The 20,565-nt window shown below is 55.9% G+C and carries 21 protein-coding genes and 1 tRNA gene; 5 read left to right on the plus strand and 17 right to left on the minus strand.

Annotated features, from left to right (window positions below; genetic code table 11):
• Window positions 1-112 precede the first annotated feature (112 nt).
• Genes cysS through ACYVAC_RS07345 form a run of 3 tightly spaced genes read left to right on the plus strand, consistent with a single transcriptional unit; the run spans window position 113 to window position 3,111 of the window.
• Entirely contained in the window at window positions 113-1,615 is a 1,503-nt protein-coding gene (gene cysS / locus ACYVAC_RS07335; protein ID WP_461096948.1) for a cysteine--tRNA ligase, read from the plus strand.
• Window positions 1,616-1,649: 34 nt separating this feature from the next.
• Window positions 1,650-2,687: a M28 family peptidase gene (locus tag ACYVAC_RS07340; RefSeq protein ID WP_461096949.1), complete on the plus strand. Its 1,038-nt coding sequence runs from the start codon at window positions 1,650-1,652 to the stop codon at window positions 2,685-2,687.
• Between the two features lie 13 nt (window positions 2,688-2,700).
• Window positions 2,701-3,111 (plus strand): hypothetical protein, encoded by a 411-nt coding sequence (locus ACYVAC_RS07345; RefSeq protein WP_461096950.1) that lies wholly within the window; start codon window positions 2,701-2,703, stop codon window positions 3,109-3,111.
• A gap of 338 nt (window positions 3,112-3,449) precedes the next feature.
• Here the strand turns inward: ACYVAC_RS07345 and ACYVAC_RS07350 are convergent, their stop codons facing one another.
• The 12 genes from ACYVAC_RS07350 to ACYVAC_RS07405 form a co-directional block, all read right to left on the minus strand.
• Entirely contained in the window at window positions 3,450-4,760 is a 1,311-nt protein-coding gene (locus ACYVAC_RS07350) for a DUF4270 family protein (RefSeq protein WP_461096951.1), read from the minus strand.
• Between the two features lie 18 nt (window positions 4,761-4,778).
• The gene (locus ACYVAC_RS07355) at window positions 4,779-5,129 is read right to left on the minus strand and encodes a DUF4907 domain-containing protein (protein WP_461096952.1); all 351 of its coding nucleotides are present in this window, start codon (window positions 5,127-5,129) and stop codon (window positions 4,779-4,781) included.
• The gene (locus ACYVAC_RS07360) at window positions 5,119-6,120 is read right to left on the minus strand and encodes a Kelch repeat-containing protein (protein WP_461096953.1); all 1,002 of its coding nucleotides are present in this window, start codon (window positions 6,118-6,120) and stop codon (window positions 5,119-5,121) included. Before ACYVAC_RS07360 ends, ACYVAC_RS07355 begins: the two co-directional genes overlap by 11 nt.
• Window positions 6,121-6,280: 160 nt before the next feature.
• Window positions 6,281-7,375, minus strand: coding sequence for a S41 family peptidase (locus ACYVAC_RS07365; protein WP_461096954.1), 1,095 nt, complete (start codon window positions 7,373-7,375; stop codon window positions 6,281-6,283).
• Window positions 7,330-7,740, minus strand: a complete 411-nt coding sequence (locus ACYVAC_RS07370; RefSeq protein WP_461096955.1) for a hypothetical protein — start codon at window positions 7,738-7,740, stop codon at window positions 7,330-7,332. The genes ACYVAC_RS07365 and ACYVAC_RS07370 overlap by 46 nt, the downstream gene beginning before the upstream one ends.
• A 163-nt stretch (window positions 7,741-7,903) precedes the next feature.
• The gene (gene nadD, locus ACYVAC_RS07375) at window positions 7,904-8,485 is read right to left on the minus strand and encodes a nicotinate (nicotinamide) nucleotide adenylyltransferase (protein ID WP_461096956.1); all 582 of its coding nucleotides are present in this window, start codon (window positions 8,483-8,485) and stop codon (window positions 7,904-7,906) included.
• Between the two features lie 3 nt (window positions 8,486-8,488).
• Window positions 8,489-9,088 carry a guanylate kinase gene (gene gmk, locus ACYVAC_RS07380; protein ID WP_461096957.1) on the minus strand — a complete coding sequence of 200 codons (600 nt, stop codon included), beginning with the start codon at window positions 9,086-9,088 and terminating at the stop codon, window positions 8,489-8,491.
• A 96-nt stretch (window positions 9,089-9,184) separates the two neighbouring features.
• Complete coding sequence (locus ACYVAC_RS07385) at window positions 9,185-9,475, minus strand: hypothetical protein (RefSeq protein WP_461096958.1); 291 nt, start codon at window positions 9,473-9,475, stop codon at window positions 9,185-9,187.
• Window positions 9,476-9,555: 80 nt separating this feature from the next.
• Entirely contained in the window at window positions 9,556-10,218 is a 663-nt protein-coding gene (locus ACYVAC_RS07390) for a sigma-70 family RNA polymerase sigma factor (protein ID WP_461097012.1), read from the minus strand.
• Between the two features lie 268 nt (window positions 10,219-10,486).
• The gene (locus ACYVAC_RS07395) at window positions 10,487-10,999 is read right to left on the minus strand and encodes a hypothetical protein (protein WP_461096959.1); all 513 of its coding nucleotides are present in this window, start codon (window positions 10,997-10,999) and stop codon (window positions 10,487-10,489) included.
• A 53-nt stretch (window positions 11,000-11,052) separates the two neighbouring features.
• Window positions 11,053-11,856, minus strand: coding sequence for a (Fe-S)-binding protein (locus ACYVAC_RS07400; protein ID WP_461096960.1), 804 nt, complete (start codon window positions 11,854-11,856; stop codon window positions 11,053-11,055).
• 179 nt (window positions 11,857-12,035) lie between these two features.
• Window positions 12,036-13,418 (minus strand): 4Fe-4S dicluster domain-containing protein, encoded by a 1,383-nt coding sequence (locus tag ACYVAC_RS07405; RefSeq protein ID WP_461096961.1) that lies wholly within the window; start codon window positions 13,416-13,418, stop codon window positions 12,036-12,038.
• 124 nt (window positions 13,419-13,542) lie between these two features.
• On the opposite strand from ACYVAC_RS07405, the gene ACYVAC_RS07410 reads away from it, so the two are divergent.
• Window positions 13,543-13,618, plus strand: a tRNA-Phe gene (locus ACYVAC_RS07410).
• A gap of 257 nt (window positions 13,619-13,875) precedes the next feature.
• Here ACYVAC_RS07410 and ACYVAC_RS07415 read toward each other — a convergent pair.
• From ACYVAC_RS07415 to ACYVAC_RS07435, 5 genes are all read right to left on the minus strand, one after another.
• Window positions 13,876-15,690, minus strand: a complete 1,815-nt coding sequence (locus tag ACYVAC_RS07415; protein WP_461096962.1) for a MutS-related protein — start codon at window positions 15,688-15,690, stop codon at window positions 13,876-13,878.
• Window positions 15,680-16,222, minus strand: a complete 543-nt coding sequence (locus tag ACYVAC_RS07420; protein ID WP_461096963.1) for a hypothetical protein — start codon at window positions 16,220-16,222, stop codon at window positions 15,680-15,682. Before ACYVAC_RS07420 ends, ACYVAC_RS07415 begins: the two co-directional genes overlap by 11 nt.
• Window positions 16,223-16,334: 112 nt before the next feature.
• On the minus strand, window positions 16,335-16,751 hold the full coding sequence (locus tag ACYVAC_RS07425; RefSeq protein WP_461096964.1) for a Fur family transcriptional regulator: 417 nt from the start codon (window positions 16,749-16,751) through the stop codon (window positions 16,335-16,337).
• A 42-nt stretch (window positions 16,752-16,793) separates the two neighbouring features.
• Window positions 16,794-18,596, minus strand: coding sequence for an ABC transporter ATP-binding protein (locus ACYVAC_RS07430; protein ID WP_461096965.1), 1,803 nt, complete (start codon window positions 18,594-18,596; stop codon window positions 16,794-16,796).
• Between the two features lie 53 nt (window positions 18,597-18,649).
• Complete coding sequence (locus tag ACYVAC_RS07435) at window positions 18,650-19,624, minus strand: gliding motility protein GldB-related protein (RefSeq protein WP_461096966.1); 975 nt, start codon at window positions 19,622-19,624, stop codon at window positions 18,650-18,652.
• 39 nt (window positions 19,625-19,663) lie between these two features.
• Here ACYVAC_RS07435 and ACYVAC_RS07440 point away from each other — a divergent pair, with 39 nt between their 5' ends.
• A complete protein-coding gene (locus ACYVAC_RS07440; protein ID WP_461096967.1) occupies window positions 19,664-20,551 on the plus strand; it encodes a porin family protein in 888 nt (295 codons plus the stop codon).
• Window positions 20,552-20,565: the final 14 nt, after the last annotated feature.

The raw sequence follows: 20,565 nt of genomic DNA on the forward strand, positions 1-20,565 counted from the left end.
GAAAACAAAACGCGAATATAGCCAAAAGCGGGCGGGCCCACCGAATGGCCCACCGTTTTCCGGTCGACAATGCGTAGTTTTGCCCAGGCCCACGGCCCCCAATTTTGGCAGTATGACTGAATCTGGCACACAACCGCTTCACCTCTATAACACGCTTTCCCGCCGGAAAGAACGCTTCGAACCGCTTGCGCCACCCTACGTTGGCATGTACGTCTGCGGACCAACGGTCTACAATTACGTGCACCTGGGCAACGTCCGTACCTTCCTGACATTCGACACACTGTACCGCTACCTTACGTTCATTGGATACAAGGTGCGCTATGTGCGCAACCTGACCGATGTGGGCCACCTGGTGGGCGACGGCGACGAGGGCGAAGACAAGATCGGGCGGATGGCGAAGCTCGAAAAGGTAGAGCCCATGGAAATCGTGCAGCGTTTCACCAATGATTTTCACACGGTGATGGCGCAATTCAACACCATTCCGCCCAGCATCGAACCCACGGCAACGGGCCACATGGTCGAGCAGATCGAAGCCGTGCAGCAGCTACTGGCCAACGGACTGGCGTATGAAGCGAACGGATCGGTGTATTTCGATATCGAGACCTATAACAAGCGGGGTGGTCAGTACGGAAAGCTGTCGGGCCGCATTCTCGACGACCTGCTCAACGAAACCCGCGAACTCGACGGGCAGTCGGAAAAGCGTAACCCGCTCGACTTTGCCATCTGGAAACGGGCTGCACCGGAGCACCTTATGCGCTGGAACTCGCCCTGGGGCGCTGGCTTTCCGGGCTGGCACCTCGAGTGCACCTGCATGAGCACCAAATACCTCGGTAAGCAGTTCGACATCCATGGGGGCGGTATGGACCTTAAGTTTCCGCACCACGAATGCGAAATTGCGCAGGGCGATGGCCTGACCGGTCATGACCCGGTGCGCTACTGGATGCACTCGAACATGCTCACCGTGAATGGCCAGAAAATGTCGAAATCGCTGGGCAACTCGTTTCTGCCGGCCGAGTTGTTTGCGGGCAGTCACCGCCTGCTCGAGCAGCCCTACAGCCCCATGACGGTGCGGTTCTTTATGCTTCAGTCGCACTACCGCAGCACGCTCGACTTCTCGAACGATGCCCTGAAGGCGGCCCAGAAAGGCTACCGCCGACTGGCCAATGGGCTGCGTGTGGTGAAAACGCTGACGTATCGTTCGGATGAGACCGTGGCCATCGATACCGCCAAGCAGGCCGACATTCAGAAAGCCGTACAGCAGTTCTACGACGCCCTCAACGACGATCTCAACACCGCCGTCGGTATCGCCCAGCTCTTTACGCTGCTCAAGTATATCAACATGCTGTATATGGGGCAGCTGGCCCCGGCTGCGCTGGGCGAAGCGGTATTCGATCAACTGCGGACCTCGTACCAGACCTTCCTGAACGATGTGCTGGGCCTGACCGAAGAAGGTACCGACAACCAGCCCGTGCTGAGCGGGTTGCTCACGCTTTACCGCGAATACAAGGAGCAGAAGCAATACGATAAAGTCGACCAGATCCGTTCGTACTTCAAAGCGCAGGGCCTGGCCATCAAAGACATGAAACACCAGATCGACTGGGCTTACGAAGAGTAACCGGTTTATCCCAACCAACAGCCCCTTTTATTCCATGACCAAATCCATTCTGGCCGCTTCGTTGCTGCTGACGCTGGCCACTGGCGCCTGCCGTACCAACGAATCGAAGACCGAAACCACGGCCACCACGGCAGCCCAGCCCGCAATGACGCCCGCCCCGGCGTTCAACGCCGACTCGGCCTATACCTTTATCGATCAGCAGGTAGCTTTTGGCCCCCGCGTGCCCAACACAGCAGCGCACACCAAAGCCGGCGATTACCTGGTGGCTAAACTCCGGCAATACGGCTGTGAGGTAACTGAGCAAAAATTCGTCGCCACCACCTGGGACGGTCAGAAGCTGAACGCCCGCAACATCATCGGCAGCATCAACCCCAAAGCGACCAAGCGGATCATTCTGGCGTCGCACTGGGATTCGCGCCCACACGCCGATCAGGATGCCGATGCGGCCGACCAGAGCAAACCAGTGCCCGCGGCCAACGACGGCGCCAGTGGCGTTGGCATTATGCTCGAAGTGGCCCGCACCATTCAGCAGGCGAAAGACAAACCCGACGTAGGTATCGATCTGATCCTGTTCGATGCCGAAGACTGGGGCAACGGCGAAAAAGCCGCCAACGACGTGAAAGACGGCCTTACCGTGAATGGGCAACCTGTCGATTTCGTGGGCTTCTGCCTGGGGTCACGCTACTGGGCCAAAACCCCGCATAAACCGGGCTATTCGGCCTATTATGGCATTCTGCTCGACATGGTTGGCGCGAAGGGGGCTACGTTTACCCGCGAAGGCTATTCGCAGCAGCTGGCTCCCAGTGTGGTCGACACGGTTTGGCAAACGGCCAGCCGGGCGGGCTACAGTCAGTTTTTCATCGATACGCCCGGTGGGGCCATTACCGACGATCATCTGGCGCCTAATCTGATTGCCAAAATCCCGATGATCGACATCATTCACACCAACGTAACGATGGGCGGCTTCTTCCCGGCCTGGCATACCGCCGACGACACGATGGCCAATATCGATAAAACTACGCTGAAGGCCGTTGGCCAGACGCTCACGCAGGTCCTTTACAATGAGCGCTAACGCAACCCATCCAATGCGTCGGCCCATCCACGCCCAGCTCAAGCGGCTGGGTGCCTTTGTGCTTCTGCTGTCTGCCGGGCTGGTCAGCTGCGACCCGCCACCTGATACCTTTGGCCGGCTCGACCTGAAAAAATGGCGGGGCGACCGGGGAGGCTGCAACGGCGTTCGGGCCACGCTCCTGCCCGATTTCCGGGCCGAAATAAAAAATCTGAAGGGTAAGCGGGCCAACACGATTGGCGATCTGCTCGGCCGCCCCGACATCAACGAGATTGCCGATCGGAACCAGAAGTTTTACATCTACTTCCTCGAACGCGGTGTCCATTGCGATAAGCCGGGCGCGAAGTCGAACAGTCGATCGGTAGCTATTCGCATGAGTGCCATCGGGTTAGCCACTGAAGTAACCTTTCAAAATGGCCTTCCCTGAGTCATCACAGACGGATTACTGACTCCAAAAAGCCATATTGTAAATTATTTTCATAAATAGTCGAGCATTTTGGCTGTTATTTAAAAACGTATAGTACCTTTAGCCCCATAATCACGGTTTCGCAGATTAGTGTCTGAGAATACGTAGTCTTATCATAGGTTAAGGTAGTTTTAAAGAGGATGAGCCCTTACTCGTCCTCTTTATTGTTTTCAGGCCATTCTTGTCAGTTTAGGGCTCATCGACTAGCAGAACGAACTGACTAAAACCAATAAAAAAGCGGCTCACCCGATCGATGGGTGAGCCGCTTTTTTTATGGGCCTCGATTATGCGGAGTCTGCTTACAGGCTTTGCGTGGTGAACAGCCGCAGCCGTACCCGATCGCCGGAACGTTGCGCATCGCCGATCGATACCCGCTGCGCCAGCGTAGCCAGACTGTACGAACCAGTCGGAACGGTCAGGATAAGTGGGCGGTTGGGCGTTTTACGCGTAATCAGATTCCCAATGTACTGGGTCAGATCAAACGTGTAGGTATCGGTCAGGTCCACGGCGTTGGCATCATAGAAATACGAAACGATAGCCTGCGAACCGCCCGAAGCGGTGGCTGGTACCGCCGACAGAAGCTCGTTCTGATTGTTGGTTTCGTACAGGGCCAGCTGATTGGGGGGCGTCGTATTGTCACGCAGGGTTCTCCGGATGGGTTGTAGCACCAGCAAGGCACTGTTGACACCGGCAAACGATCCGGGCTGGTAGAACTGATCGATGTACGGAAACTCGATTCGTGTCCGCAACCCTGCACCAAGCGCTACCGTTGTTGACCGATCAGTCTGATCACTCGACACGGCATCTGACCGGCTCTGTAGTTTGTTGAGTACCGTCTTGCTCCGATCATTCAGCAGCTGCGTGAAATGCGTAGACCGGAGTGGGAATCGAATCGAACTGGCCGTACGCTCAAGGTTTGTATTGTGATAATACAGGCGCAGACTAGAGAAGTTGTTGACCCCAAACCCAGCCAGTATATTGCCTGCTGAAGAGCTGGTAAACGCAAACCCTTTCCAATAATCGACCATGGTTGTTGCATCGGAGATGCTGCCGTCGATCAGCCTGGCGAAGAACGCACTGGCCATGGCATCGGTGAGCCGAAACCGGATGAGTCGGTTATTGGTACGAGGCCGTGGAACAACCGTTCTGGTCATCAGCGGTGTCGGATTGTAGGACACCGAACTCGTATTATAATACACCGTATTGGCACTCAGGGCATTGCTCAGCTGGTGTACGTTGAGCGTATAGGCCGAGGTGGTATCCCCGTAGGCAAACGAGTAGCCCATCTCCAGTACCAGCGAGTCGAGCCGCAGGTTGGATTGCGACACCAGGTCGTTGCTGACGTAGTCGACCGTGGTGAAGCCTCTGGCGGTAAGTACCCCCGTAGTGGCGTCGTTCCAGCGCCCCACCATGATGTTCGTATCGGCATAGGTTACGAACGAATCGGGCGCCAGCACGGTCGACATCTTCACCGTTACGGTGTCGATCGACTGAATCAGTAGCTCCTGCGGATTGATGACCGCCTGCCCCACATCGAGGGTTCCCGACTGACAGGCAAACAACCCCATGGCTACCAGAAAAACGCTGGCACAGCGGTGAATAAAATGCATGAGGTAAATGCTAAATAGTTATGGAACAGACACCCCCAGTTGGCGGAGTTCGTCGTGAGTAAGCGTGGGCAGCCCGTCGTTGTCGTTCAGCTTTTGAATAACCCGTTCGCCAACCTGGCGGGCCTGGGCTTCACTGCTGAATCCGACGTTACCGGCTACGCCAGGAATGCCGGGCTGATGAATCAATACCCGTTCGTCCTGCCGGATATCGTAGCCCCAGCCAGAGGGTGTCTGAAAAGGGTCGACGCGATACGACTGACGAACGGGAAAGAATCGGTAGGCCGTGAACACCGCCAGCCCCAGCAATACAACCACCAGCAGTGGTCGCAGGTAAGCCGGAGACGGCGCTACGTCCTGTTTAGTTGGCACTGGTATCCTGTTCTTTGGTTGGGTCGAACTCCCACAGGTCGTCGAACCGGTTGGTACCAGAGTTACCTGTGGTGATATAGCCTTTACCCGACAGAGCAAAGCCCTGCGCGTACTGCCGGGTTACCCCTTCAAACACACCCAGCGTAGCCCAGGTATCGCTGGCCGGCGTGTACTGCCACACCGTCGTGTTGCCATCGCCACCCACAATATACCCTTTGCCATCGATGGCGAAGGCAGCTGCATAGCTACGGGCAATCGTCGACTGATCGGAGGTGAACTGTGCTTTCTCGATCCAGAGATCCTGCGTAGCATCGTATGCCCACCAGTCTTTCTCGGGCGAGCCATTGTTGTTACCCGTACCTACGTAGGCCAGGTTGTCGATCACGAAGCTAACTGCCCCAATTCGTTTGGCACCGCTGTAGCTGGCCGTCTTGGTCCAGACATTCGTAGCCGGATCGTACGCCCAGAAATCTTTCAGGTAATTACCATCGAAACCCGTTCCTACGTAGCCACGGTTGCCAATGGTAAACGATACCGCATTCCGGCGGGCCGTGCCGCCGAAGTCAGCAACTTTTTTCCAGGTATTGCTGGTCTGGTCGTAGCACCAGAAGTCTTTCAGCCGGTCGCTGTTGACGTCGGTACCCGTGCCTACATAGCCTTTGGTGCCTACGGCAAAACCGATGGCCGCGGCCCGGGGTGCACCCCCAAAGTTGGCAATCTGTGTCCAGGCGTTGCGGGCCGGATCATAGCTCCAGAAGTCGTTCAGCCGCTCGTTGTCGGAGTTGGTTCCCGTACCGATATAAGCCTTATTGCCGATCACAAAGCTAGCCGCCTGCGTACGGGCGGGTCCTTCGAAATCAGACCGGTGCCGCCAGTCGCCCAGCGTGCTGGTGGTGCTGGATTTGGAGCAGCTGAACAGCGCGGCCGACCAGCCAACACAAAGCAACAGCAGCGCGCTGTTGACCCGCTGCTGACGAAGACGCGAAAGCAATGTAGTGTGGTTACCGGTCGTTGCCGGACGATTTTCAGTCAACAAATTGTACTTCATAAAGGGGGACTAACGAATAAAAAATTAAATCTAACCATGGCCAACCCATCTTGCTGACCAGCAGGGTCCGGCGTTTTTTCTTATAACGAAGCAATTGGCACCGCTAAGGTATTAATTTCATAGCTTTTATCAGCTGACTTCCTGCCATCTTCCGCTGAACCGACGACCGCACGAACGGCAATACATTGCCAACGCGCTGACTCGATAACCGACCCGAGGGCGTTGTACCGGCAATTTCGTAAAGGGCCTGGTTGAGCAGTGCTTCCCGCGTGTCGCCCAGTGGAAGCAGATTAATGGGCTCCTCCACGTCGGTGGTCGGCGTAAAACCAGCTGCATAATCCGATTGCCCGAGGCTGTTGTACGACCGGAATACGATCGGCTGCATTCCCCAGTTTATTTTGCCCGTATCGTCGGTTATTGTAATAGACCCTACATTCTTGCCAACGGTTGTAGTGCCAATGGTATTTACGGTCATGTAGGGTCGAAGGCCGTTGATGATCAGTTCGGAGGCCGAAGCAGTGCGCTCGCTCGTCAGCACGTACAGGCGCGTCAGGTTGCCGCCAATGTTCTGCGCTTTGGTGCTGAACTTCTGCAGGAAAAAGTCGCTGCCGTATTCCTTCTGAAGCAGGGGTGTCAGCGTGCTGTTCCAGTGCTCGCTGAAATAAAGTTTGCTGGCATCGACTCCCCTGCCGATCAAACTGGCCAGATTGGCCGACGACGATGTGTAGCCGCCGGGGTTGTAGCGCAGGTCGAGTACCAGTTCGTTTACACCGTTTGCCTTGAACTGGCCGAAGACGGCATCTACCTGCGCGTCGTAGCTGGCCGTAGCACTACCATTGGGGCCGGGCACAAACTGATTGTACACCAGATAGCCCACCTTCCTGCTGCCAATGGTGTATATCGAGTCGAGAAAGACGGGATTTTCCTGAAACACCGTGGGCGTCACACTACGCGTTACGTCGGTATCGACAATGCTTTGGTTGCTGACCTGCGCCAACCCAAATGTGTAGGTGGCTACGTTGCTGTCGAATAGCAGCGACTGGTAGTTGGTAGTGGTGATGGCCTGTCCGTTTACCTTGCTGATAATGTCACCCCGTTTCAGGCCGGCCTTTTCGGCGGGCGAACCAGGCAGCACATACAGCACCTGGGCAATCACGGCCGTCGAACCCGATGCCCGAAGGTACAGGTTGAACTCCATTCCGGTTGTTTTGTCTCACCACTCAAGCTGGCAGTCAGGTCGGCCGCACTTTCTTCGATCCACGAGAATCGGTCGCCATCGGGGCGCAGCGTAGCGTCGTAGTCGTAAAGAATCGAATCGAAAAAGGCATCGGGTGCCAGTGTCGTATCGGGTGCGGCCGGAATCTTGTCGTTCCAGTAGTAATACGTCCGCATATTCTCCAGAATCCAGCGATTCACCGTTAGGTTGCTGGTGGTGGTGCTCGTAGCCGGCTGGGGGGTTACGGCATCGCCCGAGGGTTTGCAGCCAATACCGATCAGAATCAGGCTCAGGCCTGTTATGAAACCGGCTAGTTGCAGGGATGAAAAACGGCTGGTCGCCTTCATTCTATTTGTCCGTTAGAGATACAAGAGTACATGACTACCCTTTCTCAGTACGCACCTAACGCAGTTGCTGTTGCACCCAGTCTGCCCGCACCAATTACCCACCAGCAAAAACGGCAGCCACCGCTGGGTGACTGCCGCCTGTCTGAAAAAGTGTGACCGCCGTTCAGCGGTAGAATTTCTTCCGTCGGATTTTTTCTTCGACCACGTCGGGCACCATGTAGCGGATCGATCGGTCGGCACGGATGCAATTGCGAATAAATGTTGCCGAGATGGCGAGCAACGGCGCTTCTACCAGCCGCACCTGCGGGTCGGTCTTGAACGGGCTTTCGGGCACACCAGCCGCCAGCGGACGCGGGTACACATACACCCCGTAGAGATCCAGAATTTGCCGGTAATTTTTCCAGTTGGCAAACTGCTCCAGATTGTCCTCGCCCATAATCAGCCGAAACGTATGCTGCGGATATTTCTCGGCGAGCCGGGCCAGCGTGTCGATGGTATAGCTCGGGCGGGGCATCGAAAACTCGATATCGGTAGCCCGCAGGCGGCTATTGTCGGCAATGGCCTGCTCGACCAGATCCAGCCGGTCGAACTCATGCAACAGGCTGGTTGCTTTCTTGAACGGATTGTGGGGCGACACCACAAACCACACCTGATCGAGATCGGTTGTGGTGGCCATGGTGTTGGCAATGATCAGGTGACCGATATGAATCGGGTTGAAGGAGCCAAAAAACAAGCCGATCCGCATGGCCTACAGGATGGTTGATTTGGGCGGAACGATGTTGCGCAGCACAAAATCGTCGGCGAGCTGCTGGGCTTTCCGGAGCGACGTTTCCAGGTCGTCGTTGACCAGTACGACATCGAACTGATCCTGAAAGCTCATCTCGAAATGAACTTTGAACAGCCGTTTCGACAGACTTTCTTCTGTCTCAGAGCCCCGGCCAATCAGCCGCTCGCGCAGCGTTTCTTCGTTGGGCACTTTCACAAATACGGCCAGTGCCTTGTCGCCGTAATACTCCTTGAGTTTAAGACCACCCTGCACGTCTACATCAAAAAGAACGTGTTTGCCACTGTCCCAGAGTCGCTGAATTTCTGATTTCAGGGTGCCGTAGAACGCCCCCGTATATACTTCTTCCCATTCAACAAACTCGTCGGCGTCTATTTTGTGCTTGAACTCATCGGGGGTCAGAAAGTAGTAGTCTTTCCCGTTTTCTTCAGAGCGCCCCCGCCGGTCACGCGTACAGGCCGAGATCGAGAAGCCGAAATGATCATTTTCGGTCAGCAGGTGTTTAACGATGGTTGTTTTTCCGGAGCCCGAAGGCGCCGAGAAGATAATCAGTTTGCCGTCCAAGGTGCAATGACTTTGAGGTGGTTATAAAATTAATTGGGGTAAACAGGCTCGTTTGAAAAACGCTCACTGTTTACCCCAATCGGTATATTCGACGCACTAGCTAAATGTCAGTATCCGGGATTTGATCGTTGCTATCAATTGTTCCGGGCAGCATTTTTTCTCCATCCGTTTAGTCAACAGTTCCTTGACTTCCCGTTCGAGATGATACATTTCAATACAGGGTTTGCAGGACTCCAGGTTGACCTGTAGTCTGGCGAGCTGCTGTTCGGTAGCTTCACCATCCAGAATCAGCTGGATCATCTTCAAGCAGTCAGCCTGATGACCGCACTCGTGTTTCATCTCAGGCTTATCGCTGGAAGAAGATGACGATGGCAACGACGTTTGCATTGGAAAAGTTTAATTTATTCCAAAAATAATAATACGTTAAGTTATCAGCACAACTAGTTTATCGATAGAAAAAGTTCGGTTTATTCATCTATTTCTTCATCATAACCCATGGAAGAAGCATAATCACGCAATTTTTCTTTCAGCAGGTTACGAGCCCGGTGCAGCCGGGATCGAACGGTACCAATTGGAATGTCCAGAATCTTGGCCATTTCCTCATAAGTGAACCCTTCGATGTCGCACAGGATGATTACCGTGCGGAAGTCGACCGGCAACGAGTTGAGTGCCGTTGCCACTTCATCACCGATCAGGTCAGACACCGACTCGGCCCGCAGGTCGACGGTATGTTCGGTTTCGGCATCTTCTGAATTATAGGTCGTTTCCACGTCCTGGTAATCCACTTTAGCCGGCTCCTTACTTTTCTTCCGATAATCGTTGATGAAGCTGTTCTTCAGAATCCGAAACAGCCACGCTTTTGCGTTAGTTCCTTGCTCAAACGACGATATAAACCGGAATGCCTTCAGATACGTGTCCTGTACCAGATCGTTGGCATCATCCTCGTCCATGGTCAACCGAAACGCGAAGTTGTACATGGAGTCGATGTGGGGCATAAACTCCTTGTTGAAAATCCGGTACTTCTGCTCATCGGAATATCCCCGGGCCGGCGTTTCGGCTGCGGGTTGTGGCGTGAGTGAGCTGTCAAGCGGTTGCGTTTGGTCGTCGTCGCGAGTTGGCGTATCTGACATAACTTCGGGCATGGTCGCTATAAAAGTAAGAGTTAATTGCCGTTAACCATCGGCTCCGCTCAACAGTGCAGGCGCGGCCAGAAGCCTAACCCGTTGATACGTATCAGGTTGAGACTGCAAAAATCAATCCTTTGTTTAAAAAAAAAGCCTAAACAACCCCCATCTGCCGATTTGGCAGTGAACGTTTCGGGCACCCCCAATGTTTGAGCCGGCCTGCCTGAGCCCAAATACGGGCAAAAGCAGACCGGCTCTTCTCTAGACCAGTTCGTTAGGCGCCTACCGAACGAAAATAGCGCTTCAGCCAGGAAGCCTCGGCCGGTATCTGCCACCCTGTCCGAAAATCAGACACGGTTTGCACCAGGGTGTTGAACACAACGGTGTCGGGGCGAAGCTGCCCGCTGGCAACGGCCGCCTTGATGGCCGGGAGCGCCACAGCCGTTACGCCACCGCTTTCCGTCTGCACCATGGCCGATCGATCAAAAAAATCGACGGCTCCACTCTGAGCGGTCAGCTGCTCACTAAGGCTTTGCAACATACCCACCGATGCGTCGATCGAACAACCGCTGGGCAGCGCAAATCCTTCGTCGACGGCAATCAGAATGAACCGATTTGCCACGACCCGGGCCGACGCCATCAGGGGCTGCCCGTGGGCAGTCCATCCCTGCAGCGCAGGTTCGAGCTGCTGCTCAATCAGCGTAACATCGGCATCGGACAGAGGCCGGCTGGCCGGATATACCCAGAGCCGGGCTGTATCAGGCAGCGTATCGAATGGAATGAACATAGTTGTCTGGAAGCTGAGCGGACCCACCCCGACGGGCGATCCGGTTTACGCCGTTACAACCCCTGCCCCTGGGCAATCAGTTCCGACACGTCGTAGACCCGAACGGTATCCTCACGGTTCTGGTTTTTCACCCCATCCGACATCATGGTCATGCAGAACGGACAGGCCACAGCAATGGTATCGGCACCGGTAGCCAGGGCTTCCTGTACCCGTTCGACGTTGACATCTTTGGTTCCGGGCTCCGGCTCTTTAAAATACTGTCCGCCCCCGGCACCGCAGCAGAGCCCATTGGCCCGCACGCGCTTCATCTCAACCAGATCGGCATCGAGCGCGGCCAGCACCTCGCGCGGGGCTTCGTAGACTTTGTTGGCCCGACCCAGGTAACAGGAGTCGTGGAAGGTGATCCGGCGCCCTTTAAACGACTCGCCGTCTTTCACCGTCACGCGCCCTTCGTTGATAAGCCCCTGCAGAAACTGCGAGTGGTGAATGACTTCGTAGTTACCACCCAGTTCGGGATACTCGTTTTTAAGCGTGTTGAAGCAGTGGGGGCAGGCCGTCACAATTTTCTTCACGTTGTAACCATTCAGCACCTGAATGTTGGACATGGCCTGCATCTGAAACAGAAACTCGTTGCCGGCCCGACGGGCCGGATCGCCGGTGCAGCCTTCTTCGGGCCCCAGCACCGCGAATTTAATGCCCACGTGGTTCAGGATGCGCACGAACGCAATCGTTACGCGCTTGTACCGGTCGTCGAACGAGCCGGCACAGCCAACCCAGAACAGGATTTCCGGTTCGTCACCGGCAGCCGCCATGTCGGCCATGGTCGGCACTGTGTATGTTTTTTCGTTAGCAATCATTGTTGGTATTCGGTTTACGGTCTACGGTTTACATTGTCGTTCATCAGTGGAACACCTTTCTTACGCTAGCTATCGACCCGTCGGATCTCCGAGTGACGGGCCACCGTGTGACGGGCCACCGTGTGACGGGCCACCGTGTGACGGGCCACCGTAAACTGAATATTGTAAACCGTAAACGCTTACTTTGTCAAAGGCTCATTCACCTGGTCGGCCCAGTTGAACCGATCGCTGGGCGAGAATTTCCAGGGGGCCATGTTGTTCTCAATATTGCTGAACATCGCATTCCACGACGCCGGTGCCTGCGACTCTTCCATAACGCGGTAGCGCCGAAGTTGCAGAATGATGTCGAGCGGGTTGATGTTGATCGGGCAGGCGTTCACGCAGGCCTGGCAGGTCGTGCAGGCGTTCAGTTCCTCGGCCGTGATATAATCGCCCAGCAGCGACTTGTCGTCCTTGTAGTCGGGCCCATTCGCTTTCCAGCCTTTCTGAATATCCTCCAGCCGATCACGGGTATCCATCATGATCTTGCGGGGCGACAGTTTCTTGCCGGTGATGTTGGCCGGACAGGCAGCCGTGCAGCGGCCACATTCCGTGCAGCTATAGGCGTTCATGAGGTTTATCCACTTCAGGTCCTCGACATCTTTGGCGCCAAACCGGCCTACCTCGGCCACCTGCTCGCCGTTGTCATTGGCCTGTTCGCCGTTAGGGCCGGTTGTAACGGGCAGGCCCAGGGCCAGCTGCACTTCGCGGGTTACTTCGGGCATGTTCTGCATTTCGCCCTTTGGCTGCAGATCGGAGAAATACACGTTCGGGAAACCCAGTGCAATGTGCAGGTGCTTGGAGTAGGTTACGTAGACACCAAAGGCCAGAATGCCCAGGATGTGCAGCCACCACGATACGCGCTCGTAGGCTACCAGCGCCCCGTCGCTTAATCCTGCGAAAAGCGGCTTCAGAAACTGGCTGATTATAAAATCGGGAACAATGCCCTTCAGCTCGCCATAGTGGCCAATACCCCGGTCGCGCAGTACGCTGTCCGACGCGTTCCAGGTCAGGAAAGCAATCATCAGCACGATCTCGGCGGTCAGGATTATAGTCGCGTCAGAAACAGGCCAGCCTGTCAGTTCCCGATGCTGGCTCGCCTGCAGGCGACTCACGCGGGCAATGAACCGGCGGCACAGAAACACCACACAAACAGCCAGTACGCCAAAGGCCAGCACCTCGAACACATCGATCAGTACCGAGTAGACGGGTGTGATGTAGGGCGCAAACAGACGGTGTGTACCCAGCACACCGTCCAGAATGATTTCCAGAATTTCGAGGTTGATGATGATAAAGCCGGCGTAGATCACGAAGTGCATACTGCCCACCAGCAGGTTGGTGAACATTTTTTTCTGCCCAAAGGCAACCAGCAGCATGGTCTTCAGCCGCTCATCGGGGTGGTCGAATCGGTTTTCGGGACGGCCCAGTTTGATAGCGCGACTAATCAGCCCGACGCGTTGAGCGATGAACCAGCCAGCCCCTGCCAGGGCCGCTACGAACAGAATCTGTTGAACAATTTCCATTTATTTTACTGAATTAGGCACTGACAATCAGTCACCTGTCTTTTTTACGTATTTTTTCTTCTACTTTTTTGGGCCGTAGGCTTGCAGGAAGTCATTCCCTCGCCTACTTTTGCACCCACGTTTCGGTGATGTAGCTCAGTTGGTAGAGCAAAGGACTGAAAATCCTTGTGTCGGCGGTTCGATTCCGTCCATCACCACCACCTTAACGTAAGCCTTCCCACCGGGAAGGCTTTTTTTATGTCGTTTCGGGTCGGTTATGTCGATCATGGTTTGACGATTACAGGGGCTAAAGCGCAAAAAACAGTATGCGTGCATACCATTTTTTGCGTGAGCAAATATAAGGGCTTCTCCGAAGACAACAAGTATCTGGAGGGCTTGTTTTGGATGAATCGTAGAGAAAAAAGCACCCTGCGGGGCTACCGCATTTACTCCAGCCTTGGGGACGTGGTGCTACTCGTCAAACCAGTCCCATGTTAATGCCGATAGCCTGCATCAGCTGACTGGCGTTGAAACTGGTGCAGACGCCCGGTCGCAGTGTGTAGTCGAACAGCAGCTGCCCATCGCGTAAATCCGACTGGAAGTGGTAATTGCGCACAAACCCTTCGGCATCGGAGAGTTGGCCGAGCGCCAGGTCGTGCGTCGATACGAAGCCTGTGGCGGTGGTTTGGTGTAACTGCCGGATCAGGGCTTCAGCACCCCGGTGCCGATCGGCTGAGTTGGTGCCCTTCAGAATTTCGTCGAGAAAATACAGAACCGGCACGGCGTGGCCGGGGGCCGTCATCCCGATCAGCGTTTGCAGGCGCTTTAACTCTGCATAGAACGAAGACGTACTTTCCTCAAGGGAGTCCTGCGTGCGCATGCTGGTAAACACCTGCATGACCGAACAGCTGAACCGATCGGCTCCTACAACAGCTCCCGCCAAGGCCAGCACCACGTTGGCACCTACCGTGCGCAGGAACGTGCTCTTGCCCGACATGTTTGAACCAGTGATCAGAATGGTCTGGCCCGACCCGTTCAGATCGATCGAATTGGCTATGCTTTTGTCGGCAGGCAATAGTGGATGCACACCCGCCTGCAGCTGCAACGTCGGGCCCTCATCGGCAATATCGGGCGTAGCGTAGTGCGGATGCGCATAGGCGAAGCCCGCCAGGCTGTTGAGGGCTTCCAGTTCACCCAGCGCATCGAACCATCGCGCCAGATCGGCACCGTGCTGCGCCCGCCAGCGTTCGAGCCGGAGCAGGTAGTGCCAGTCCCAAAGCGTAGCCACCCCAATTAGCAGGTAGAAGTATGGATTCCGGCGGTAATTGAGTCCCTGGGTCAACTCGGCCAGCTGCCCGATCGCGGCCTCGGCCGATTGGTTTCGGCTGGTAAGGGCCTGCCGGATAGCCTGTAGGCGCGTGGCATCACCGGTTACCTGACCGGCCTGCCCAAACAGCCGCCGAAAAGCACCCAGCGCCGTCGAGAGCGCCACGGTTTGTTCGCTGAGCTGAGCGGCCAGGGCCGTGGTTTGCCGCAGGGCCAGCCCCGATAGCCCCAACGCGCCCAGAACCGCCAGACCGGGCCCATAGCCCGTCAGCCAGGCCGTGAATGCGGCCAGTGTCAGCAAGGGCAGCAACCAGCGTCCCAGGCTCACATAGGCGGGTAAGGCCGGAGCGGGGGCCGTGGCCCAGCTGATGAGTGCATCGGGCGAGGCTCCGATGGTTTCTTCGGCATAGGCACTGGCTTCCAGTTCCTGCCGCCAGTTGAGTTGGGGTATCAGGTCGCGGGTGGCCTGCTGCCGCAGCCGAATCGCATCGGCCGGGGCGGGCTGCAGCAACCAGGAGGCCAGGATAATCTGGCCGGTGCGGGTGTGGGTGCGGTTGAGCAGTCGAAATAAGGAGTGGGACCCGAATACGTCGAGGTCGGCGGCATAGGCGTGGGTGGGCGTGGCGTATGACTCACCGGTTTCGGGCCGTCGGTACTGCCGCCGGAGCCGGGCCCCTTCATCTTCATTGACAAAGGCCAGGTGCCGCGCCCGTTCGCGTTCGGCCCGAATACGCTGATGTCTTGTCAGCAACACCATAAAGCCAGCTATCCCCACCAGCAGCACGGCAATGGCCGCCAGCGCCTGACCGGCCTGTGCCAGCCCCCATACGGCAACCGCACTACCGGCAAACCAGACCAGCCGTACCATAGCCAGCCGGTCGTGCCGGCGCTGTGCAGCTTCCTGCTGCTGTAAAAACGTTTGTTGCCGCTGCTGAAAAGCGGATTCTACATCAATATCAATTGGCATTAGGGTTTAACGCTTTTGCGAACGCGTCAACCGCTTCATCTTTCTTAAAAGACCGAGCTGATGGATGCGTCCAGTAACAGAAATTAGCTGTGCCGGGGTAGTTCTTTTCAAACGTTCTTACATGCCAGCCCAGTTCTTTACCCATCACAATGACAATGTCGGGTGTCAGTTGTTTCATTACGTACTCGAAAGCATCCTCTGCGTCCGTCCACATCGCGGGAGTGGGGCGCATCCGGGGCCCCACCCCAACGAACTCTTGCACATAATTGTAGAATGCCACCCGGTGCCATAAATCATGCTTTTCTTCAAGGCTGATCCATTCGTGAGGTTTCCCTAACAGAATCTTGGCAATCTTTGTAAAGAAGGACCTAGTCCCCTTCTGACACAGGGCCCAGTCCTTGATTACCCCTTGAGTAAACTCAGGTGTGTACCATTCGTCTTTACCATAATGTGATTCGCCTAACACCAGGATTTTCGGCGATTGTGTGCTGTAGTTCTCCCCTACCCAAGGTTGAAAAAAGGGTGTTTTCATAGGAGTTGATCGTTGCGTGTGTTTTTAGAAGCAGTTACATAAAACAAAAAAGGTGTCAGGCCTAAAAACCTGACACCGTGGCAAGGAGCGAAAATTGTAGCAGGAAAACCAGTCACTTATTACATCCCTGGCAAACGCCCTGGATCAGGAGGTTCATTTCGCGCCGTTCGTAACCATCAGGTAGGGCCAGACCGGGTATCCGAACCTCGTTGAGGCAGGTCGTCTGACCGCAGTTTTCGCACTTGAAATGAACGTGTTCGTGCTGGTGATTCCCGTGTGCGCAGGTGTCCTGACACAGGGCATACTTCGTACCACCCTCATCGTCGAGCACCTTGTGCAGCAGCCCTTTATCGAGAAAGGTCCGCAGCGTGCGGTAAATCGTTACGCGGTCATGGTCGGGTCCGAGACCGTTTTCTACGTCATTGTGGGCCAGCGCGTGCCCAGCCTTCAGAAACAGCGCCAGCACTTCCTCGCGCCCACTGGTGTGGCGCAGACTAAACTTTTTGAGGGTTTGAGCGGCAGGGGTCATATCGGTAATCGGAACGACGGATGAAACAAAAACAACCGCGGGTTAGTCGATGGTCTCGAACTGGAGCCGTACCAGGTTGGCATACATGCCATCTTCGATCAGGGCCAGTTCATCGTGCGTACCCGACTCAGCAATCTGCCCTTCGCGCAGTACGTAAATCGTATCGACCTTGCGGATGGTGGCCAGCCGGTGGGCAATAATAATGGTGGTGCGATTCTGCATCAGTTCATCGAGGGCATCCTGCACCAGTCGTTCCGATTCGGCGTCGAGCGAACTGGTTGCTTCGTCGAGAATCAGAATGGCGGGATCTTTCAGGATAGCCCGGGCAATGGCGATACGCTGCCGCTGCCCACCCGATAGCTTAACGCCCCGTTCGCCCACAATGGTTTGGAATCCTTCGGGAAATGAATCGATAAACTGCAGGGCGTTTGCTTTGCGGGCCGCTTCCCGTACGTCAGCTTCGGTAGCACCGGGCCGGCCATACTGGATATTTTCGAGAATGGTACCGCCAAACAGCATCACCTCCTGCGGCACTACGGCAATGTTTCGGCGCAGTTCAGTTACGTTGATTCCCGACAGATCGCGCCCGTCGATGGTCACCTGCCCGCTGCCAATTTCGTAATACCGCATCAGCAGCTGCACGATGGTCGATTTACCGGCACCGCTCTGGCCTACCAGCGCAATTTTACGACCGGCCGCTACGTCGAGCGATACGCCTTTGAGCACGGGTACATCGGGCCGCGACGGATAGGCAAACCGCACGTTGCTGAACTGCACGTGGCCCTGTACCGGCACAAACAGCGGGAGTTCGGCACTGGCGTCGACTTCGGAAGGCTCGCCCAGAATTTCGAGAATCCGCTCCGACGAGCCAACCGTTTTCTGAAGCTGTGCGTACAGATCGCCCATGCCCGCTACCGAGCCGCCGATAAAGGTGGTGTAGACGATAAACGTAAGCAGGTCTGAGAAAGGCATCTCGTTGTTCAGCACGAGCGAACCGCCGTACCAGACCACGCCAATAATACCTCCAAACAGGGCGAAGATGATAAACGACACAAATACCCCCCGATACTTGGCCGCGTGCAGGGCGGTAGCCACCACGCGCTGCAGAGCCGTGGCATAGCGGTTGATTTCGAGCCGCTCGTTGGTAAACGCCTTCACGATATTGACCGACTGCAGCGTTTCTTCGACCACCACGTTGGCCTGCGCAAGCTGATCCTGCGCCTGTTTCGACAGCTTACGGATAAACTTGCCGAAGAAAATAGCGGCAATGATGATGACCGGGAAGGTACCCAGCATAAACAGGGTCAGTTTCCACGATACATACAGAATAATGCTGGTACCAATCAGGAGCGTGGCGACTTGCCGAAACAACTCGGCTACGGTCAGGGTCAGCACATCCTGCAACTGCGACACGTCGGCCGAGATGCGGCTAGTCAGTTCACCCACCCGGCGCTGCTCGAAAAACGGGATGGGCAGTGTAATGATCTTGCTGTAGGTAGCCCGGCGCACATCGGCCATGGCCCGCTCGCTGACCTGCGAGAAAAAGTAAATCCGGAAGAACGAGAACACGGCCTGCGCCACCAGCACGCCCACAAAAAAGAGCGTAACCTGATTGAGCGTAAAGGCCGATTTTCCCTGAATAACACTCGTGATCTGGCCAATGAGCAGTCCGAAGCTCATGGTTGTTCCCGTCGACAGAATCAGGAACAGAAAGCCAGCCGCATATTGCCAGCGATAGGGGTGCACAAACCGGAAGATGCTGAGCGTTTTCCGAAACCCGTCGCGGGTGATTTTCTTTTTGTCGGCGTCACTGACCTCGGAGTCAGCGTTTCCTCGTTTTGCCATGGTTGTCAGTTAGGCGGGCGGAGCCGCTGCTCCCCCCGAATCAAAGCGCCGGGCTACTGGGTTTGTCCTTTGTAGCCCGACTGTTCAAAAATCTGCCGGGCGTCTGCGTTACGCATCAGTTCGGCAATACCCACGTTGCTTTGTTCATCGTGGTAATGCCCCACGATGCGCCACCCTACCCACCGGCCAATGGCCCCCGGGCAGGCTTGCCCGATCTCGGCTGTGAACGGGCGTTCGTTCATATACCGCTGCTTGATAACCGGACTGGTCTGGTACAAGAGCTGGTTGTCGATAAAATGCCCCCAGATAATATCCTGGGCATTAAACGTTTCGGTCAGCTGCTTGTCTGAATAGCCGATGATCAGGCTATCGGCTGTGTTGGGCAGCATTGTTTTCGTAAATACGTATCCCTTTCCGTAGTACACCATGTCGGCCAGCATCGACTGATCGGCCCGGTTGGTGGCATTGTAGCGGTCTGAGATGGCGAAGATAACAGCCGGAACGATGTAGTCTTTCTGATACCGGCGCAGAATGTACTGCGGAAACGAGGGGCCCTTGGGCCGGTAGCGGGCTTTGGGACCGGCGAAGTAGTCGAGCGCGATAATAACCAGGCTGTCGTTGACGACCAGGTCGGGGCCCAGAAACCCACTGACTACGGTTTCGACGCGGGGGGGGCGGAAGTCCGGAAAGTCGCTCTTAATAGCAGCGAAGGCGTCGGCCAGCTGGGTGCGCAGGTCAGTCAGATTGCCGAATTCGGTTTGAACCTGCCGGTTGAAGTCCTGCAGCGATGGATTGCTGACCCGCTCGGTCAATTCCCGCACCAGGGCCGTATCATTCCCGGCTCCGTTCGCGTTAAAGTACAATTGAGCAACGTCGGGGTGGCGGTTCAGAAACGACCGTACACTGTCGGCCGAAGTCGCCCCGAAAAGCTGCTGGTCGAGTCGAACAACCGCTACTTCACCAGGTTTGGTACACGACGTAGCCCACAAAGCGCAAAAAAGCCCAAGCAGGGCAACTCGTATTCGCATGAAAATCACCGGTTTTCTGTATTGAAAACGTACAAAATTATGAAAAAAGTTGCAGGGTTGGGTTTCATTTCCGCGCTCCTTCTGAGCCTGACGGCCTGGGCACAGACCACCTCGCCGGCGCTCTATCGGCTCAAGACCCGGGAATCGAGCGTGACAGACAAGCGCTTCCGGAAAATTCTGGGCGACAACTACGACGGGCAGGATCAGAACAAACGGGATTATGACGATGACCGGAAACGTCGGCGCCGGCGGCAGGCTACGGGCACTAACTCGACCGACGAAACGGGACCCGATTACGCCCGCCCCAACCACCTCATCGAAATGGGCATCCGGTTTGCGCCTTCGCTCAACCTCAACACGGCCGAAGGTTCGGGCACCTACGCCGGCTTCCGACCAAATGGCGCCGGGGTGCGTTTAAGTGTGGGCCCCACCCTCGATTACTATTTCTTCAAAGATCGCTACGCGTTCAGCACCGGACTTTGGTACACCATCAAACGATCGGGGTTTCAGATGCCGGGTACGTTTGGGCAGACGCGCTTCATTCCCGGCGCACCCGAAAAAGAATCGACTTATAACCTGCAATACCTGCAGGTGCCCCTCACGGCCAAACTGTTTGCCAACGACATTGCGCCGGGCATGCGTCTGTACGTACAGACGGGCGGGCTGCTGAGCCTGAAGCTGGCCGAAAAAGCCCTCGATCAGGCCCGTAACGCCCTCTACCTGGCCGAAACGGGCGGCAGCCGCCGGCAGTATGGTTTCGGCGACGTCGAGCTGCTGCTGGGCACCGGTGTGCAGTACAAGTTGAACCGCAACAACGCCGTCAACATCGGCCTGAGCTACCAGCGGGGCCTGATCAATATTGCCCGGGGCAGCGCCCTGGTATCAAAAAGCCGGATCGTTGGCCTCGACCTTGGATTCCAGTTCTGAGCCTCCAATACCGC

This window comes from Spirosoma luteolum (genome assembly GCF_054778875.1).

Bases quoted from the DNA above. Each gene is read 5' to 3' on its own strand.
- ACYVAC_RS07440 (WP_461096967.1), top strand. From the start codon at position 19,664: ATGAAAAAAGTTGCAGGGTTGGGTTTCATTTCCGCGCTCCTTCTGAGC.
- ACYVAC_RS07430 (WP_461096965.1), bottom strand. From the start codon at position 18,596: ATGGCAAAACGAGGAAACGCTGACTCCGAGGTCAGTGACGCCGACAAA.
- ACYVAC_RS07395 (WP_461096959.1), bottom strand. From the start codon at position 10,999: ATGTTCATTCCATTCGATACGCTGCCTGATACAGCCCGGCTCTGGGTA.
- ACYVAC_RS07350 (WP_461096951.1), bottom strand. From the start codon at position 4,760: ATGCATTTTATTCACCGCTGTGCCAGCGTTTTTCTGGTAGCCATGGGG.
- ACYVAC_RS07340 (WP_461096949.1), top strand. From the start codon at position 1,650: ATGACCAAATCCATTCTGGCCGCTTCGTTGCTGCTGACGCTGGCCACT.
- ACYVAC_RS07370 (WP_461096955.1), bottom strand. From the start codon at position 7,740: ATGAAGGCGACCAGCCGTTTTTCATCCCTGCAACTAGCCGGTTTCATA.
- ACYVAC_RS07420 (WP_461096963.1), bottom strand. From the start codon at position 16,222: ATGAAAACACCCTTTTTTCAACCTTGGGTAGGGGAGAACTACAGCACA.
- ACYVAC_RS07345 (WP_461096950.1), top strand. From the start codon at position 2,701: ATGCGTCGGCCCATCCACGCCCAGCTCAAGCGGCTGGGTGCCTTTGTG.
- ACYVAC_RS07435 (WP_461096966.1), bottom strand. From the start codon at position 19,624: ATGCGAATACGAGTTGCCCTGCTTGGGCTTTTTTGCGCTTTGTGGGCT.
- ACYVAC_RS07415 (WP_461096962.1), bottom strand. From the start codon at position 15,690: ATGCCAATTGATATTGATGTAGAATCCGCTTTTCAGCAGCGGCAACAA.
- ACYVAC_RS07390 (WP_461097012.1), bottom strand. From the start codon at position 10,218: ATGTCAGATACGCCAACTCGCGACGACGACCAAACGCAACCGCTTGAC.
- ACYVAC_RS07365 (WP_461096954.1), bottom strand. From the start codon at position 7,375: ATGGAGTTCAACCTGTACCTTCGGGCATCGGGTTCGACGGCCGTGATT.
- ACYVAC_RS07425 (WP_461096964.1), bottom strand. From the start codon at position 16,751: ATGACCCCTGCCGCTCAAACCCTCAAAAAGTTTAGTCTGCGCCACACC.
- cysS (WP_461096948.1), top strand. From the start codon at position 113: ATGACTGAATCTGGCACACAACCGCTTCACCTCTATAACACGCTTTCC.
- nadD (WP_461096956.1), bottom strand. From the start codon at position 8,485: ATGCGGATCGGCTTGTTTTTTGGCTCCTTCAACCCGATTCATATCGGT.
- ACYVAC_RS07405 (WP_461096961.1), bottom strand. From the start codon at position 13,418: ATGGAAATTGTTCAACAGATTCTGTTCGTAGCGGCCCTGGCAGGGGCT.
- ACYVAC_RS07400 (WP_461096960.1), bottom strand. From the start codon at position 11,856: ATGATTGCTAACGAAAAAACATACACAGTGCCGACCATGGCCGACATG.
- ACYVAC_RS07385 (WP_461096958.1), bottom strand. From the start codon at position 9,475: ATGCAAACGTCGTTGCCATCGTCATCTTCTTCCAGCGATAAGCCTGAG.